15 protein-coding genes are annotated in these 15,446 nt (G+C 44.1%); 9 read left to right on the top strand and 6 right to left on the bottom strand.

Annotation, left to right across the window (positions count from 1 at the left end):
- Together B4033_RS10980 and lon are read left to right on the top strand one after the other, a co-directional pair.
- Nucleotides 1-210: 5-formyltetrahydrofolate cyclo-ligase (locus B4033_RS10980; RefSeq protein WP_286833944.1), on the top strand; the 210-nt coding region annotated here is incomplete at its 5' end.
- Nucleotides 211-339: 129 nt separating this feature from the next.
- Nucleotides 340-2,766 (top strand): endopeptidase La, encoded by a 2,427-nt coding sequence (lon, locus tag B4033_RS10975; protein WP_005221312.1) that lies wholly within the window; start codon nt 340-342, stop codon nt 2,764-2,766.
- A gap of 59 nt (nt 2,767-2,825) precedes the next feature.
- Here the strand turns inward: lon and B4033_RS10970 are convergent, their stop codons facing one another.
- Nucleotides 2,826-3,770 (bottom strand): M28 family peptidase, encoded by a 945-nt coding sequence (locus B4033_RS10970; RefSeq protein ID WP_286833942.1) that lies wholly within the window; start codon nt 3,768-3,770, stop codon nt 2,826-2,828.
- 154 nt (nt 3,771-3,924) lie between these two features.
- On the opposite strand from B4033_RS10970, the gene rlmH reads away from it, so the two are divergent.
- From rlmH to B4033_RS10955, 3 genes are all read left to right on the top strand, one after another.
- Nucleotides 3,925-4,407 carry a 23S rRNA (pseudouridine(1915)-N(3))-methyltransferase RlmH gene (gene rlmH / locus B4033_RS10965; RefSeq protein WP_286833940.1) on the top strand — a complete coding sequence of 161 codons (483 nt, stop codon included), beginning with the start codon at nt 3,925-3,927 and terminating at the stop codon, nt 4,405-4,407.
- A gap of 113 nt (nt 4,408-4,520) precedes the next feature.
- Nucleotides 4,521-5,297: a dioxygenase gene (locus tag B4033_RS10960; protein ID WP_004810748.1), complete on the top strand. Its 777-nt coding sequence runs from the start codon at nt 4,521-4,523 to the stop codon at nt 5,295-5,297.
- Nucleotides 5,298-5,481: 184 nt separating this feature from the next.
- A complete protein-coding gene (locus B4033_RS10955; RefSeq protein WP_286833938.1) occupies nt 5,482-6,252 on the top strand; it encodes an META and DUF4377 domain-containing protein in 771 nt (256 codons plus the stop codon).
- A gap of 72 nt (nt 6,253-6,324) precedes the next feature.
- Here the strand turns inward: B4033_RS10955 and gdhA are convergent, their stop codons facing one another.
- Nucleotides 6,325-7,668, bottom strand: a complete 1,344-nt coding sequence (gene gdhA / locus B4033_RS10950; protein WP_286833935.1) for an NADP-specific glutamate dehydrogenase — start codon at nt 7,666-7,668, stop codon at nt 6,325-6,327.
- A 347-nt stretch (nt 7,669-8,015) separates the two neighbouring features.
- Between gdhA and B4033_RS10945 the strand changes: the two genes are divergently transcribed.
- Both B4033_RS10945 and nth read left to right on the top strand, forming a co-directional pair.
- The gene (locus B4033_RS10945) at nt 8,016-8,807 is read left to right on the top strand and encodes an RnfABCDGE type electron transport complex subunit B (protein WP_071319989.1); all 792 of its coding nucleotides are present in this window, start codon (nt 8,016-8,018) and stop codon (nt 8,805-8,807) included.
- Between the two features lie 4 nt (nt 8,808-8,811).
- Entirely contained in the window at nt 8,812-9,516 is a 705-nt protein-coding gene (nth, locus tag B4033_RS10940) for an endonuclease III (RefSeq protein WP_076753245.1), read from the top strand.
- A 65-nt stretch (nt 9,517-9,581) separates the two neighbouring features.
- Here the strand turns inward: nth and B4033_RS10935 are convergent, their stop codons facing one another.
- The 4 genes from B4033_RS10935 to B4033_RS10920 all read right to left on the bottom strand — a co-directional run bounded on the left by B4033_RS10935 (nt 9,582) and on the right by B4033_RS10920 (nt 12,526).
- The gene (locus B4033_RS10935) at nt 9,582-9,794 is read right to left on the bottom strand and encodes a hypothetical protein (protein ID WP_071319988.1); all 213 of its coding nucleotides are present in this window, start codon (nt 9,792-9,794) and stop codon (nt 9,582-9,584) included.
- Nucleotides 9,795-9,880: 86 nt separating this feature from the next.
- Entirely contained in the window at nt 9,881-10,540 is a 660-nt protein-coding gene (adk, locus tag B4033_RS10930; RefSeq protein WP_004810758.1) for an adenylate kinase, read from the bottom strand.
- 84 nt (nt 10,541-10,624) lie between these two features.
- On the bottom strand, nt 10,625-11,941 hold the full coding sequence (locus B4033_RS10925) for a membrane protein (protein WP_004810761.1): 1,317 nt from the start codon (nt 11,939-11,941) through the stop codon (nt 10,625-10,627).
- A 66-nt stretch (nt 11,942-12,007) separates the two neighbouring features.
- Nucleotides 12,008-12,526 carry a hypothetical protein gene (locus B4033_RS10920; RefSeq protein WP_004810763.1) on the bottom strand — a complete coding sequence of 173 codons (519 nt, stop codon included), beginning with the start codon at nt 12,524-12,526 and terminating at the stop codon, nt 12,008-12,010.
- A 240-nt stretch (nt 12,527-12,766) separates the two neighbouring features.
- Here B4033_RS10920 and mrdA point away from each other — a divergent pair, with 240 nt between their 5' ends.
- Both mrdA and rsmD read left to right on the top strand, forming a co-directional pair.
- On the top strand, nt 12,767-14,815 hold the full coding sequence (gene mrdA / locus B4033_RS10915) for a penicillin-binding protein 2 (RefSeq protein WP_286833927.1): 2,049 nt from the start codon (nt 12,767-12,769) through the stop codon (nt 14,813-14,815).
- 3 nt (nt 14,816-14,818) lie between these two features.
- Nucleotides 14,819-15,370: a 16S rRNA (guanine(966)-N(2))-methyltransferase RsmD gene (gene rsmD / locus B4033_RS10910; protein ID WP_286833926.1), complete on the top strand. Its 552-nt coding sequence runs from the start codon at nt 14,819-14,821 to the stop codon at nt 15,368-15,370.
- Nucleotides 15,371-15,446 lie beyond the last annotated feature (76 nt).

The following is a 15,446-nucleotide window of genomic DNA, read 5'->3' as shown; positions in this document are numbered from 1 at the left end:
CGAGGCACCCGGATCGGAATGGGTGGTGGGTATTATGACCGTACCTTGGCGACAGCGTATAAGAAACCCTATCGTCTTGGTTTGGCACATGATTTACAGCTTGTAGAAACATCATTACCCCGGGAAAAATGGGATCAGCCTTTAGATGCACTTTTAACTCCTACACGCTTGCTACATTTTAAGTTAAGCGTTTGTAAATCAATTCATTGACTAAGTTACTTTTAAATCAAATAATTAGTCAATAATTATACAATTTCATCTGAACGGCCCTTGTAATTTTAAAAATACCCATCACTATAAAATACATGGCAACATCGTTGTCACTCATTAGGAGTGCCCATGTCTGAAATTATTATGAATGAAGAAAGCTTTGAGCCTCAGGTTCCAAGTGTATTACCACTTTTAGCGTTGCGTGATGTAGTGGTATATCCACACATGCAAATCGCGCTATTTGTCGGTCGTGAAAAATCGATCAATGCAGTTGATGTGGCTCGTAACAGTGACAATCTGGTATTTGTGGTTGCGCAAAAAGATTCGCTTACAGAAGAAATTGATCACGACAACTTATATCAATACGGTACTGTCGCGAAGATTGTGCAGGTTGTGAATCATGAAAATGATGAAAACTGTATCAAGGTACTCATCGAAGGCCTTTATCGTGCCAAATTAACTAAAATCATTGATGACACTGATTATCTGACGGCTGAACATGAGCTTAGTCCGATCACTGTCAAGATGGACAATGACACTCAGGATACCCGTGTAGAGGAACTGCGTGCGTTATTTGCCCAATATGCAGAAGCGAAGTTACGTAATGCACGTGAACTGATTGCAGCTGCAAATAAAATTGAAGACTTGCTTCAGTTATTGTTCTTCGTGGCAACTCGTGTGCCGCTGAACATCGAAATCAAGCAAAAATTCCTTGAGCACGATGAGTTTGAAGCACATCTGACTGAACTCATGACTTATTTATTGCAACAGTCTGAAGAACAGCAGATTGAGCAAACCCTGCATGATTCAGTAAAACGCCAAATGGAAAAGAATCAGCGTGAATATTTCCTGAATGAAAAAATGAAGGTGATTCAACGCGAACTTTCTGACCTGAATGGTGGTGCAGAAGATGACGTCGCTGAGATTGAAAAACGTCTGGCTGAAGCAGACTTGCCTGAGCACGTACGTAAAAAAGCGGAAGCTGAGTTCCGCAAGCTGAAAGCCATGCAACCTGCATCAAGTGAAGCTGCGGTTGTTCGCAACTATCTTGAGGTGATTCTGGATACCCCTTGGAACAAAGCGAGCAAAGTCAGCATTAACCTGAACAAGGCTCAAGAAATTCTGGATGCTGATCATTATGGTCTGGATGATGTCAAAGATCGTATTGTGGAATATCTGGCAGTTCAGTCACGTGTGAAAAAACTGCGTGGCCCGATCCTATGTCTGGTAGGTCCTCCGGGTGTAGGTAAAACCTCTCTGGGTGAATCTGTTGCCAAAGCAACTGGTCGTGAATTCGTGCGTATGGCGCTAGGTGGTGTACGTGATGAAGCTGAGATCCGTGGTCACCGTCGTACTTATATCGGTGCGATGCCAGGTAAAATTGTGCAGTCTTTAACCAAAGTTGGTGTAAAAAACCCACTGTTCTTGCTTGATGAAATCGACAAGATGGCTCAGGACTACCGTGGTGACCCTGCTTCTGCACTGCTTGAAGTACTAGATCCATCACAAAACAGTAAGTTCAACGATCATTACCTGGATCTGGATCTGGATCTGTCTGAAGTGATGTTCATCTGTACTGCGAACAGCATGAATATTCCGGAAGCTTTGCTTGACCGTATGGAAGTGATTCGTCTACCGGGTTATACCGAAGATGAAAAAGTCAATATTGCTGAACGCTATCTTGTTCCGAAAGCAATCAAGAACAATGGTTTACGCAGCAAAGAATTGACCATTCATGAAGAGGCGATTCGCGACATCGTACAGCGTTATACCCGCGAAGCTGGTGTGCGTAGCCTGGAACGTGAAGTTTCTAAAATTGCCCGTAAGGTAGTTAAAGAAGCGGTGAGCAAGAAAGCGAAAAATCTTCAGCTTGAAGTGAATTCGAACAACTTGCCAGAGTACCTGGGTCCTCACAAATTCGATTTCGGCATGGCTGAAGAAGAACCAGAAGTGGGTCGCGTAAATGGTCTGGCTTGGACTTCGGTTGGTGGTGAGTTACTGACAATTGAAGTAGCAGCGGTTCCGGGTAAAGGTAAATTCATTACTACCGGTTCTCTCGGTGATGTGATGAAAGAATCGATTACCGCCGCGATGACCGTAGTACGTACGCGTGCAGCTGAATTGGGTATCGAAGCTTCCCGCTTTGAAGAAACCGATGTACACGTACATTTACCTGAAGGTGCGACACCGAAAGATGGCCCATCTGCTGGTCTGGCACTAACCACTGCTCTCGTGTCTGCATTCACAGGTATTACGATTCGTCCTGATATCGCGATGACCGGTGAAACCAGCTTACGTGGTCGTGCGATGCGTATCGGTGGTCTGAAGGAAAAACTGCTTGCTGCTCATCGTGGTGGGATCAAGTTAGTCTTCATTCCGCAAGACAACGTACGTGACCTGGCTGAAATTCCTGAAAATGTGAAAGAAGGTCTGGAAATCAAAGCCGTGAAATCAATCGATGAGATTTTACCATTGGCACTTACCTCTATGCCGAAAGCATTGGTAAAAACCCCAATTGTAAAAGCGACTGATGAAGCTAAAGCCGCACGTCACTAAGTGATCTGCTCATAAAAGACCCTGCTCCGGCAGGGTTTTTTATTATCTCTACCTAAATTTTATGGACTTAGAACAGTTTGCATCAATCCGTCTACCACATAAGTCATTTTTTTCAGATCCAGTTTATCTAGAGTGTCCTGCTCAGTGTTGTAATAAGGATAACGGTAATGAGCCGTGTCACTGATCAGTACAGTTGGAAAATTCTGCTTGGCATAACTGAGATAGCCCGAATAATCCAGTCCCTGCATAAAAGTAGGAATAATAAAACGTTCACACTCTAAACGCTGACGTGTCTGCATAGCTTCGCAAAATCTTCCTGTAAGTCCTACTGAACTTAGATGTCCAATACTGGCAATATAATTGGCATGCCGAGGATAAAACCATTTTAGAGTTGCCGGATAGCTCTGTACCAGATTTTCATCATAGTAACCAATAGAGTCCAGTACAAAGACGCCACGTATTTTCTGCTTTTGCTTTCTCAATGACTTGGCATGGATCGCACTGCCCATATGCTCTGTGTTGAGATACGGCGGTTCTTCCAGACCATAGAAAACAAACTCGATATTATTTTTCAGTTTATTTTTTTGCAGGGCCAACAATCGTGCAGCTTCCACCACTCCTACGACGCCAGAAGCATTATTATTCGCACCGAGATGATTGGCAAAAACATCATAGTGAGCACCAATGACGATTTTATCTTTGGCTTTTACATTGAGCTGACAAACCAGATTGCGATAGCCCTGACTATTCACAATATAGCTTTGAAACTGGCACGGAATACCAAAGCGTCGCATCTGCTCTTTCAACCAACCGGATACCCGGTTCAGTTCAGCCGTATTCTTGTGATTTCTAAATTCATCCACATTCAGGATCTGGCTAAAGTAAAGCTCGAGATTTTTGACTTGAGCGTTGGCTGGATTGGCCCAGGCCCAACTCGGGAAGATTAAAGACAGACTGATCAGCAAACCCAGATAACTTTTTCTTAAAATGGCTACAATCCGCATTTGTTATTATTTCCATGACATGATCAAGCAGAAACTTGAACTCTGGATATTTATGCAGCAGTGCTTTTTCTAATTCAATTTCAATTTGTTTCTATACTCAACTTCATGTTGTTTCATCGTTATAATGAGCACTTCTGAACTACACGATGTCTGTATGAAAATCCGTATTCTGACCATTGGTCAAAAAATGCCAGCTTGGGTGCTCACTGGTTTTGAAGATTATTTCAAGCGCATACAGCCATTTGTTCAAACACAAATCATTGAATTACCGATGGCGAAACGTGGCAAGAATGATTCAGAAGCCGACATCCTGAAATATCGTAATATCGAAGGCGATAGTATCCTGAATGCATTAAAGCCAAATGAAACCCTGATTGCACTTGAAGTCGGCGGCCGTGAATTCAGTACCGAAAAACTGGCTGAAACCATGAAAGGCTGGATGCTGGAAGGTAATGATGTGGCTTTAGCCATTGGTGGGCCGGATGGTCACTCTGAAGCGGTACGTAAGGCAGCTATATGGCACTGGTCACTATCCAAACTGACCTTGCCGCATCCCCTGGTTCGTGTCATGCTGATTGAACAGTTGTACCGTGCCATAAGCATTAATCATAATCACCCTTATCACCGTGCGGGTTAAGGTGAGAATTGGCTATTGTTCTATTTCCGCAACGAATTGTTGAACAATCTCCCCTCCTTACTTCGCTTGCTTTCATGCATTATTGAAGACATCTTGCAGATGTGGCTTGAACTATGAACTTACAAACGCTTCCCGGCCTGTTTATCTCCCATGGCTCTCCAATGCTTGCCCTGAATCCCGAACAGGTAGGTCCGGCACTGGAGCGTTTAAATGTCAATTTGCCACGTCCAGAGGCAATCATTGTAATGTCTGCCCACTGGGAAAGTAATGCACTGGAAGTAAACACCGGTATTCGTCCAGAAACCTGGCATGATTTCCGTGGCTTCCCGCCTCAACTGTATCAACTACGTTATCCTGCGCCGGGTCAACCAGAACTGGCTGAACAGATTCTCGGCTTGCTGTCTGAAGCTGGCTTTAGCGCCTATGCCAATAATTCACGCCCGCGTGATCATGGCGTGTGGATGCCACTGCTACATATGTATCCGGATGCAGATATTCCGGTGGTAGAAATTTCCCTGCCCATCAACCTGACTGCACATGAAATTTATAAAATTGGTCAAACGCTGGCACCCTTGCGTGAACAGCAGGTCCTACTGATTGGTTCAGGCAGTATCACGCATAACCTGCGAGAGCTGGATCGTACTGGACTATCCAATATTGTTCCAGAATGGGCCTCGACCTTCCGCAATTATGTGGTAAGTAAACTCGCTCATAGTGACTATGAAGCAGTATTGGATTGGCCAAGTATTCCTTACCTGGAACGTAATCACCCGACCCTCGAACACTTTGCACCGATTTTCTTTGCAATGGGAACTGGTACCCGTTTCAGTCTGGTGCATAGCAGCTTTAGCATGGGTTCACTGGGTATGGATATCTATCGTTTTGATTAGGATTTAAAGGCTCTATCTGAGCCTTTTTTCTTAGGCCTAAGAAAATCTTCCTGTCTTATTTTACTCATCATGCAATTTTCATGGATACATTTTGCTACCTAAAGCTTCAGAATGTATCCATATTTTTTAAAAATGAATCGTTTAAGCTTAAGTCTGATTTATTTGCTTCATGACTATTCAATCAATGAAATTAAAATACTTAATTATTGCATTATTCCCTTTAACCCTTGCAGCTTGTCAGTCCAATGATGTCCAAAAAGTAGGAGATCTTGCCGTGTCCGTATTACAGCAACAAAATGCCGCCAATACTTTGAGTGCTTATGAATGGCACATTGATACTGGTGCAAAAGAACATATGGTACTGAGCTTCCATGATGAGAATCGTTTTAGTGTCACTACCAGCTGCAATAGCTTGGGTGGTAGCTGGAAAATCTCTGAGGGTCAGCTGGAAACTGGCACCCTAATCTCAACCATGAAAGCTTGTGATACCAATGCCATGCAACAGGAAAAGCTGGCAGGTGAAATTTTTAATGATGCCCGTATTCCATTTAGCTTAAATACCAGTGATGCTCAAAATCCGGTTTTGACTCTGACCGTAAACGGAAAGGCTTACGTCTTCACAGGGAAGATGACGCCAGAAGCCCGTTATAATAGTCAGGCTGATATCATTTTCCTGGAAATTTCTCCTGAAACCAAAGCTTGTACCGGTGTAGCACAGCAAACCTGCCTTCAGGTGCGCGAAGTCAAATACAATGAGCAGGGCTTAAAAACTCAGGTCGACAAAGATTGGAACCTGTTCTACGACCAAATCGAAGGCTTCCAGCATACGCCAAATGAGCGTCAGGTAATTCGCGTAAAACGCTTTGAAATCAAGAATCCGGCAGCAGATCAGTCTAAATATGCCTATATATTTGATATGGCTGTCGAGCGTGAAGCAGTAAAAGGCTCGCTATAAAATATTTTTATAACAGAGACAAAAAACCGAGGCTCTAGCCTCGGTTTTTTTAAAGCTTAAACTAAGTCAGACTTAGAATACGCCTTGAGCAAGCATTGCATCAGCAACTTTTACGAAGCCCGCAATGTTTGCACCGTCAACATAGTTCACAGTACCGTCTTCTTTAGTACCGAATTTCACACAGTTACGGTGAATTTCTTTCATGATTGCATGAAGACGTTCATCAACTTCTTCGAAAGTCCAGCCAAGACGCAATGCGTTTTGAGACATTTCAAGACCAGAAGTTGCTACACCACCTGCATTCGATGCTTTACCTGGAGCGTAAAGGATTTTCGCTTCAACGAATTTCTCTACAGCACCTAGAGTAGATGGCATGTTTGCACCTTCAGCAACACAGATTGCACCGTTTGCAAGAAGTTTAGCAGCATCATCAGCATCTAATTCGTTTTGAGTCGCACATGGAAGCGCGATATCACACTTAATACCCCAAGGACGTTGACCTTCAAGGTATTCGAAACCGTGTTTAGACGCGAACTCAGAGATACGACCACGTTTAACGTTTTTCAGTTTCATCACTTCAGCAAGAAGTTCATCAGTGAAACCGTCTTTAACATAAACAGTTCCCGCAGAGTCAGATAGAGAAACGACCTTAGCACCTAAGAACATTGCTTTTTCAGCAGCGTACTGCGCAACGTTACCCGAACCAGAAATGGTCACGACTTTATCTTTGAAGCTATCGCCACGAGTTTTCAGCATTTCCTCAGCGAAATACACAGTACCGTAACCAGTTGCTTCAGGACGAGCCAATGAACCACCGAAAGACAAGCCTTTACCAGTGAATACGCATGAAGTGTCATTGCTGAGCTTCTTCATCATACCCGCCATATAACCTACTTCACGGCCGCCTACACCAATGTCACCCGCAGGGATATCAGTATTAGAACCAAGGTGACGGTAAAGCTCGATAATTAACGCTTGGCAGAAACGCATGATTTCGCCTTCTGACTTGCCTTTAGGATCAAAGTCAGAACCACCTTTACCACCGCCCATAGGCAAAGTAGTCAAAGCATTTTTAAACGTTTGTTCAAAGCCCAGGAATTTCAGAATTGAAAGGTTCACAGATGGGTGGAAACGCATACCACCTTTAAATGGACCAATCGCTGAGTTGTACTGTACGCGGAACGCACGGTTTACTTGAGTTTGACCTTGGTCATCTACCCAAGAAACGCGGAACTGGATCGCTCGCTCTGGTTCAACTAGACGTTCTAGTAAACCGTGAGCTGCATATTGTGGGTTCTTTTGAATGAACGGCCACAAGCTTGTCATCACTTCTTCTACAGCTTGAAGAAATTCTGGTTGATGTGCATCACGTGTTTTAACGTAATCTAGGAACTCATTAAGTGTGTTGTATTTCAACGCTTAATCCTCAGCAGAAAATGGATCAAAATTGGTCAAATTTACAATCAATGTTAAATTTTGGCGCAAAATATTAAATATCTTTTGTAACCAATCCACAATAGTTTTTTTGAAAAAATATGAAAATTAATTTTATAACAGTTATTTATATTTATTATGAATTAAATTTTTGGATAGCAAAATATCAGTGGAATCAAAGTCTAAATTCTTATTTATGCATGATAATAATGCATATTGGTTACCTTAATTGTGCACAAACAAGCCGATCAAAATATGCTAAAATTTGTAATTGTGACATATTTTGTTTCACCTCCTGAAATGCTCACTGTGAGCGGCTTTGAAATATCATGAATTCGCAGATTTCCCTCATCCAATCCATTGATGCGTTATTGCCACAGACCCAATGCGGTTTGTGTGGTCATCGTGATGGCTGCTTACCCTATGCCCAGTCCATTGCCGAGGGAGAAGAAGCCAACAAATGTGTACCCGGCGGACAGCCGGTGGCAGATGCCCTCGCCCAATTGTTAAATCGTCCTAAACTTAGTGCTGAGCCAAGTGTCTGGCCCATTCAGGCTGATGGGCGTCCTCAGCGCATGAAGGCAGTGATTCGTGAAGATGAATGCATTGGCTGTACCAAATGCATTAGTGCCTGCCCGGTCGATGCCATTATTGGCTCAGGCAAACTGATGCATACGGTACTGACAGATTTGTGTACTGGCTGCGAACTGTGTATTCCACCCTGCCCGGTCGACTGTATTGATCTGGTAGAAGATACCCATCCACTCATGTCAGATGAACAGCATGTGCAGGAACAGAATGATCTGCGCCAACGTTACTATGCACATATCCAACGTGAGGAAAAACGCCGCATTGACCGTAAAGGTCCTGTGGTACGTGCTGAAATCAATACCGAATTATTTGCCGAGTTCTCTGCACAAAGTCAAAATGTACCCGTGATTGAAGTGGTGGAAAAGCCAAATGAGGATGGATTGATTCAAGACGCCAAAACTACGATTGAGCTGGCCAAACTGCGTACCCAGATCAAAAAGCTCGAAAAACAGCTGTCTGTCCGCGAAGATGCGAGTAAACGCACCCAGCTTGCCGAACTAATGCAGCAATTACAGGATTTACAGGGATAAGATAATGACAAGCATGAGCGGCAAACCTGTAAAGAACATGACCAGAAAACAGATTCAGACTTTTTTTGAACGCTTACGTGAACAGCGTCCGAATCCAAAAACTGAACTGAATTATTCTAATCCCTTTGAATTACTGGTCGCAGTGACACTCTCGGCACAAGCAACTGATGTCAGCGTCAACAAGGCGACCGACAAGCTATTTCCTGTTGCAAATACGCCAGAAGCGATTTATGCCCTTGGCGTGGATGGGCTGAAGGAATATATCAAAACCATCGGGCTGTATAACTCCAAGGCAGAAAACGTGATTAAAGCCTGTGAAATGCTGATTCAGAAGCACAACAGCGTGGTACCGGATAATCGTGCTGATCTGGAAGCTTTACCGGGCGTAGGTCGTAAAACTGCAAATGTGGTACTCAATACCGCCTTTGGCCAACCGACAATGGCGGTCGATACCCATATTTTCCGGGTAGGTAACCGGACTGGCTTGGCTGTGGGTAAAAATGTGCTTGAGGTTGAACATCGTCTAGTTAAGGTGATTCCCAAAGAATTTATTATTGATTCGCATCATTGGCTGATTTTGCATGGGCGTTATTGCTGTATTGCACGCAAACCAAAATGTCATGAATGTGTGGTCGCTGATGTCTGTAACTGGCCGGACCGTTTCGACTTTGGCGCACTCAAACCAATTGCAGTTAAAAATATTGACTGATCCCTTAAATAAAAAAGCTGAACTCTGGTTCAGCTTTTTTTGTCTCGTTCAGCAGATAAGAATGCTTATTTTTGCTTTTCCTCTAACTGCTGCTGCATTTTCTTGCGCTGCTCTAATTCAGCCTGTAATTTCGGGTGCAATTGTCGCTCTGGGGTTTTACCTCTATTTTCGATTTTTTCCTGTTTCTGCACTTTGTTTAGCATTCGGTAGCTCATGACCAGAAGGCCTGCTAGAACAACCAAGAACACCACCATGAGTAATAACAAACCAATTTTCACAGTCGTAATTCCTTTAAAGACGCAGAAATAAAAAGAGCCCTAATATGACTTAGGGCTCCCTGAATGTCAAAATTATCGTGAAATGATTATTTTGACTGATCCAGAATCGCGAACAGATCCGCTTGAACTTGTTCAATTGGACGTAGACCGTTCAATTTGTCATAAGTTGGTGCATTTTCACCTGATGCAGCACGGCCTTGATAGAAGCCAACCAGCTGTTCAGTTTCAGTATGGTAAGAACCTAAACGCTTACGAATAGTTTCTTCCTGGTCATCAGGGCGTTGAACCAGATCTTCACCAGTTTCATCATCTTTACCTTCCACTTTTGGTGGGTTGTAAACAATGTGGTAAACACGACCAGAAGCCGGGTGCTGACGGCGGCCAGAAAGACGTTGCACGATTTCTTCGTCCGGTACATCAATTTCAATCACGTGATCGATGTTGATGCCTTCGTTTTCAAGTGCTTCAGCTTGTGGAATAGTACGCGGGAAGCCATCAAAGATGCAGCCATTTACACAGTCAGGCTGTGCAATACGTTCTTTAACCAGACCGATGATCAACTCATCAGAAACCAAACCGCCATTGTCCATGACGCTTTTAGCTTTTAAACCTAATTCAGTTCCTTCACGAATTGCAGCACGGAGCATATCACCGGTTGAAATTTGTGGGATATTGTAGCGCTTACAGATCAACTGAGCTTGTGTACCTTTACCTGCTCCAGGTGGTCCGAGTAAGATAATGCGCATATATAAACATCCTCATTTTTTAACAATGTATAGGACACCAAATGTCTGGACATCCCCAAAGGTATCCAGCATTTCAGCGTCTCGTTATAAGAAAGCCACAAACAAATGGATTAAACCCGCGACAAAGCCGGTTACTCCACCCAATACAATCAGAATCCACTCATCTTCCTGAAACGCAGGTCGTAAAAGATTCTGAAACTCCTTCGGTGTTAACTCGCGTATGCGGTCTCTAAACATTTGATAGATTTTCTGTGCACGGCTCGCATTAAACGCAGGGTCGCATACAGGCACCATCGTAATTTCAATTGAGCGATCGATCAAGTCTGTCTTGAGTTTTGCATACTCTCTTGGCCCCAAGGATAGCTGTAAAGAGGTGCGAACCAATGGAGTTTCCATAATTTCGTTAATGTGACGCTTGACGATCCGGCGGGTTTTTTCTTTCTTACCACCATACATCATTTCTGTCATGATCGATTTTAACGTAATCAGATCTTCTGTCACTACACTTGCGAAGACGTCAGAGACTTCTTCCTGACGTTTCATAAAAGCACCTTGTATGTTATAGGTGCCAATACGTGGAATAACCGGTTTGATCCATGGAAACTTGCGGCTCTGCGTGCGGGTGAAGAACTGCGGGTATTTCACATAGTGTGGTTCTATCGGATTGAAGACCATCCAGATGGCAATCCAGTTGGTCAGGAAACCCCAAATTGCTGCCCAGAATGGTACGGTCCAGTGCCAAGGCACCACGAACCATACGATCATCTGGAACAGACCAAAGAACATACCAATTAAAGCACTGATATGCCAGATAAAGTTAATTTCTTTCTGTCCAACCTTCAGGAACATGCGTACCATCAGACGGCGGTCACCCTCCATTTGACTGACCACCATGTCACGCATATCCACAAGTGACTCGACGTTCATGGTCAGCTCAGTCACTAATTCGCGCAACACATCCGGCAACTGCTTGTGTGCCTGGGAATAAATACGGCGCTTGATGGAATACGGCAAGTTTTCCCATAAAACTGCATTACGGTCGATCATGACCTCATCAATCAGATGTTCAAGTTCGAAACCGACCTGTTCACCGATGATGCGTGCCATATCATCCGGGTCCATCGCCTGGAGAAATTCCTGGATCGATCCCAGTTTAGACAAGGTATTGTCTGTGATAATTCCTGAAATTCTTCCTGCTTTGCGTGGCACAATGCCCTGCCAGCCGACAGGCAATGGACCAATATGGAATCCCCAGAACGTGATTGGATAGAACACCATTTTCAGAGCCATCCATACGTGTGCCCAGGTAACGAATGCAGTGACAGGAATGATACTGAGCACAGCCCAGAAATCTGGACGCATCAGAAAGGCTTGCCACAACTCGTTAACGTACTCAAGCATGTATAACTTCCATATTTAATTCTTTGTTCACAGAATACAATTTTCTTATCAAGTCGAATATTTTCTCTATAAACCGATACTTAAAGTATAGGAGAATTGTAGTTGAGGTTCGATTTCGGCCACAACATGTCCACTTCGGCTTTTCATTTCCTCACCAGCACCGATTCCAACACTGAAGGTACTGATTCGTTCTGAACTCAGCATGACATAGGATAAATCTACGCCCCCACCCAGACGTGCTTCATATTCTCCATCTACTTTCTTACTCTGGATATGTCCGGCATAAGCCCCGACATAATACCCATTTTTATCTTTTCCTGTGAGGTGTGCCGGGTACCGAAAGCCAACTTGTGCACCAAATGGCTTGTCATCGTCCAGAAAAACACCACCTTTGACATATGTGATTCCATACGGATTCACCCACTCAGTATTCAGATGAATCATATTCCGGGTAAATCCTGCCCCCACATTCCAGGTACTTGCCTGACTATCGCTCAGTTTTGCTTCAGATCTATACGTAGAATCATCTGCATAAGCCGTATTTGCGATGAAAGCAAATGCCAGCAAAGGGTATAATTTATTCATTCCTTTTCACCAATATCCTTGATTCATTATAGTTTTAAGGTATCGTCCTTTTTTTATTCAATTTGGACTTTAGCAGAATTATCAACACAGTTGTATACAACTGCAGACAATTTTAATGTCTGCAAAGTCAACGTTTAGCAGATGGGTAGCCCACTCGTATTTCAATATCCAAACCAGGTCAGTTGGGTTAGAATAACGCACTTTCATTCCTATCCGTGTTCAGGTCTAAGTCGATCTCGTATGAAGCAGCATTTTCCATTAAAAAATGTACAGCAAGAAAAACGCATTTATCGCAATCGTGTGTTTTTCTCGATTGGCTTGGTCATCATCTGCATGCTGCTACTAATCAGCCGCTATGCCTATTTGCAGATTGTCAGCTTCGATGAGTTCAACACGGCTTCTGACCAGAACCGTATCCGCTTGCAACCACTTGCGCCTGCACGTGGCTATATCTATGACCGCAACGGCGTCCTTTTGGCAGATAACTATCCGGTATTTACCGCGACCTTAAGTCGTGCCGATGTTGAGGATATTGATGATACGATTAAGCGCTTGATCCCGATTCTGGAACTGAACGAAGAAGATATAGAGCGATTTAATAGCAGGATTAAAACTGCAAAAAAAACAGAACGTGTTTCTATCAAACTGAATCTGACCGAAACTGATATTGCCCGCTTTAGTGAAATTAAGCACCTGTTCCCAGGGGTAAAAATTGATACCCAGATGACCCGTTACTATCCACATGGTGAACTGTTTGCACATGTGATTGGTTACGTGGGCCGTATTAACGACAAAGAATTAAAAAGTATTGATAAGGACCTTTACGCGGGTACCAACCTGATCGGGAAAATCGGGGTCGAAAAATCCTATGAAGAGCTGCTGCACGGTGTTCCAGGAAATGAATCAGTCGAAGCAGATGCACATGGTAATGTGCTGCGTCATCTCGGACGTAAGGATCCGGTACGCGGGAATGACCTGTTTTTATCTTTAGATTATGGCCTGCAAATGGTTGCTTCCGAGCAACTGGCGGGACGTCGTGGCGCCATTGTTGCCATGGATCCAGGTACAGGGGAAATTTTAGCGCTGGTTTCTAGTCCGAGTTTCAACCCAAACCTGTTTGTAACCGGGATCAGCACCAAAGATTATTCTTACTTGCGTGATAATCTTGATCAGCCGCTGTATAACCGGGCGGTGCAAGGAACTTATCCTCCAGGTTCGACCATTAAACCGATGTTTGGCCTGGGTGGCCTCCATTATGGCCTGGTCGATTGGGATACAGCGATTTCCGATCCCGGCTATTTCACTTTGCCGGGTGATAGTCACCGTTTCCGCGACCACAAGAAAACTGGTCATGGTACTGTAAATCTGCATAAAGCCCAGGTGGTTTCCTGCGATACCTATTTCTATGTCATGTCCTATCGTATGGGCATTGAACAGATGAATGACTGGATGCGTCAATTTGGTTTTGGTGAAAAAACGGGGGTAGATCTGCCAAGTGAAAGCTCTGGTCTATACCCAAGTCCTGAATGGAAAATGCGTACCCGCAACTCTAAATGGTCACGTGGTGAAACGATTTCTGTGAGTATTGGTCAGGGTGCCTTTACAGCAACGCCATTGCAGTTAGCGATGGCAACAGCAATTACTGCCAATCATGGCAATAAAGTCATACCGCATGTCTTGCGTGAAAGCCGTGGCGCCAAAGCATTTAAAGTTCACAATGGCACGCATGGCAAAATTGATTTTAATGGTAAGGAAGAAGACTGGTTCAAAATGCGCGATGCCATGGTTGATGTGATTCAGTCAGGTACGGGGCGCGGTATTAAAGGCGGCCTGCAATATAGTATTGCCGGTAAAACCGGCACAGCACAGGTAAAAAGTATTGCGCAGGGTAAACGCTACAATGAAGCCCTGCTGACTGATCGCCAGCTTGACCATGGTCTGTTTGTCGGTTTTGCTCCTGCAGAAAAGCCTGAAATTGCCATTGCAGTCATTCTGGAGAATGGCCGCGGCGGTAGTGCAGCCACTGCACTCGCCCGCCCTATTTTTGATTACTGGTTACTGCATAAAGATAAGAATCCGGTACGCCCACTCAATCATCAATTAAGTGGGGGACTGATGACTGCCGGTATTAAACCTGGCGAGCTTCCAAGTGGTGCAAGTATGCTTAGCCCTGATGCTGCAGCAACACCTAACAGCACGGATGCACCACAAACTTCCTCAAACGCAACATCGAATACATCTCGTTCGAGCTCATCTGCAAACTCTGCACCAGCTGTAGAAGGAGATTAATATATGAAAAATCAGCTACGAATTATTGGTGGTGATTGGAAACGCCGTCAGCTAGCCTTTGCCAGTATTGACGGTTTACGCCCCACCCCAGACCGTGTCCGTGAAACCCTGTTTAACTGGCTGATGTGGGATGTACAGAATGCCAAGGTGCTGGATATCTGTGCCGGTTCTGGTGCTTTGTCTTTTGAAGCACTTTCCCGCGGTGCAACCAGTGTAGTGATGATTGAACCGGATCGTACTCAGGCACAATTTCTGAGTCAGAATCTGGAGCTGCTTCAAGTCACCAAAGCACGTGCTCAACTGAAAGTAACCACGGCTCAGCAGGCTTTGCAAACCTTGAAAGATCAATTTGATCTGGTCTTTTTAGACCCGCCTTACAGCTTGGACTTATGGACTTCTCTGGCTGAACTTGCTGATCCGCTAATCAAGCCTGAAGGCCTGATTTATGTAGAAGCAGATCGGGATTTAGATACTTTGCAGCTTCCCTCTTCTTGGCAACTGATTAAAAATACCAAGGCTGGGACAGTACGTGCAGGCTTATATCAGAAAAAGTAAATGAATATTTGCACAATAAGTATTAAAAAAGGATTCCTGTATGGAATCCTTTTTTGTGAAATGTAAGTTATAAATA

It is taken from the genome of Acinetobacter sp. UBA3132, assembly GCF_002364825.1.
GTDB lineage: Bacteria > Pseudomonadota > Gammaproteobacteria > Pseudomonadales > Moraxellaceae > Acinetobacter > Acinetobacter schindleri.
This window is presented reverse-complemented; position numbering and strand designations above follow the sequence as displayed.

Bases quoted from the DNA above. Each gene is read 5' to 3' on its own strand.
- B4033_RS10955 (WP_286833938.1), top strand. From the start codon at position 5,482: ATGAAATTAAAATACTTAATTATTGCATTATTCCCTTTAACCCTTGCA.
- adk (WP_004810758.1), bottom strand. From the start codon at position 10,540: ATGCGCATTATCTTACTCGGACCACCTGGAGCAGGTAAAGGTACACAA.
- nth (WP_076753245.1), top strand. From the start codon at position 8,812: ATGACAAGCATGAGCGGCAAACCTGTAAAGAACATGACCAGAAAACAG.
- B4033_RS10925 (WP_004810761.1), bottom strand. From the start codon at position 11,941: ATGCTTGAGTACGTTAACGAGTTGTGGCAAGCCTTTCTGATGCGTCCA.
- mrdA (WP_286833927.1), top strand. From the start codon at position 12,767: ATGAAGCAGCATTTTCCATTAAAAAATGTACAGCAAGAAAAACGCATT.
- rlmH (WP_286833940.1), top strand. From the start codon at position 3,925: ATGAAAATCCGTATTCTGACCATTGGTCAAAAAATGCCAGCTTGGGTG.
- B4033_RS10920 (WP_004810763.1), bottom strand. From the start codon at position 12,526: ATGAATAAATTATACCCTTTGCTGGCATTTGCTTTCATCGCAAATACG.
- B4033_RS10945 (WP_071319989.1), top strand. From the start codon at position 8,016: ATGAATTCGCAGATTTCCCTCATCCAATCCATTGATGCGTTATTGCCA.
- B4033_RS10960 (WP_004810748.1), top strand. From the start codon at position 4,521: ATGAACTTACAAACGCTTCCCGGCCTGTTTATCTCCCATGGCTCTCCA.
- rsmD (WP_286833926.1), top strand. From the start codon at position 14,819: ATGAAAAATCAGCTACGAATTATTGGTGGTGATTGGAAACGCCGTCAG.
- B4033_RS10970 (WP_286833942.1), bottom strand. From the start codon at position 3,770: ATGCGGATTGTAGCCATTTTAAGAAAAAGTTATCTGGGTTTGCTGATC.
- lon (WP_005221312.1), top strand. From the start codon at position 340: ATGTCTGAAATTATTATGAATGAAGAAAGCTTTGAGCCTCAGGTTCCA.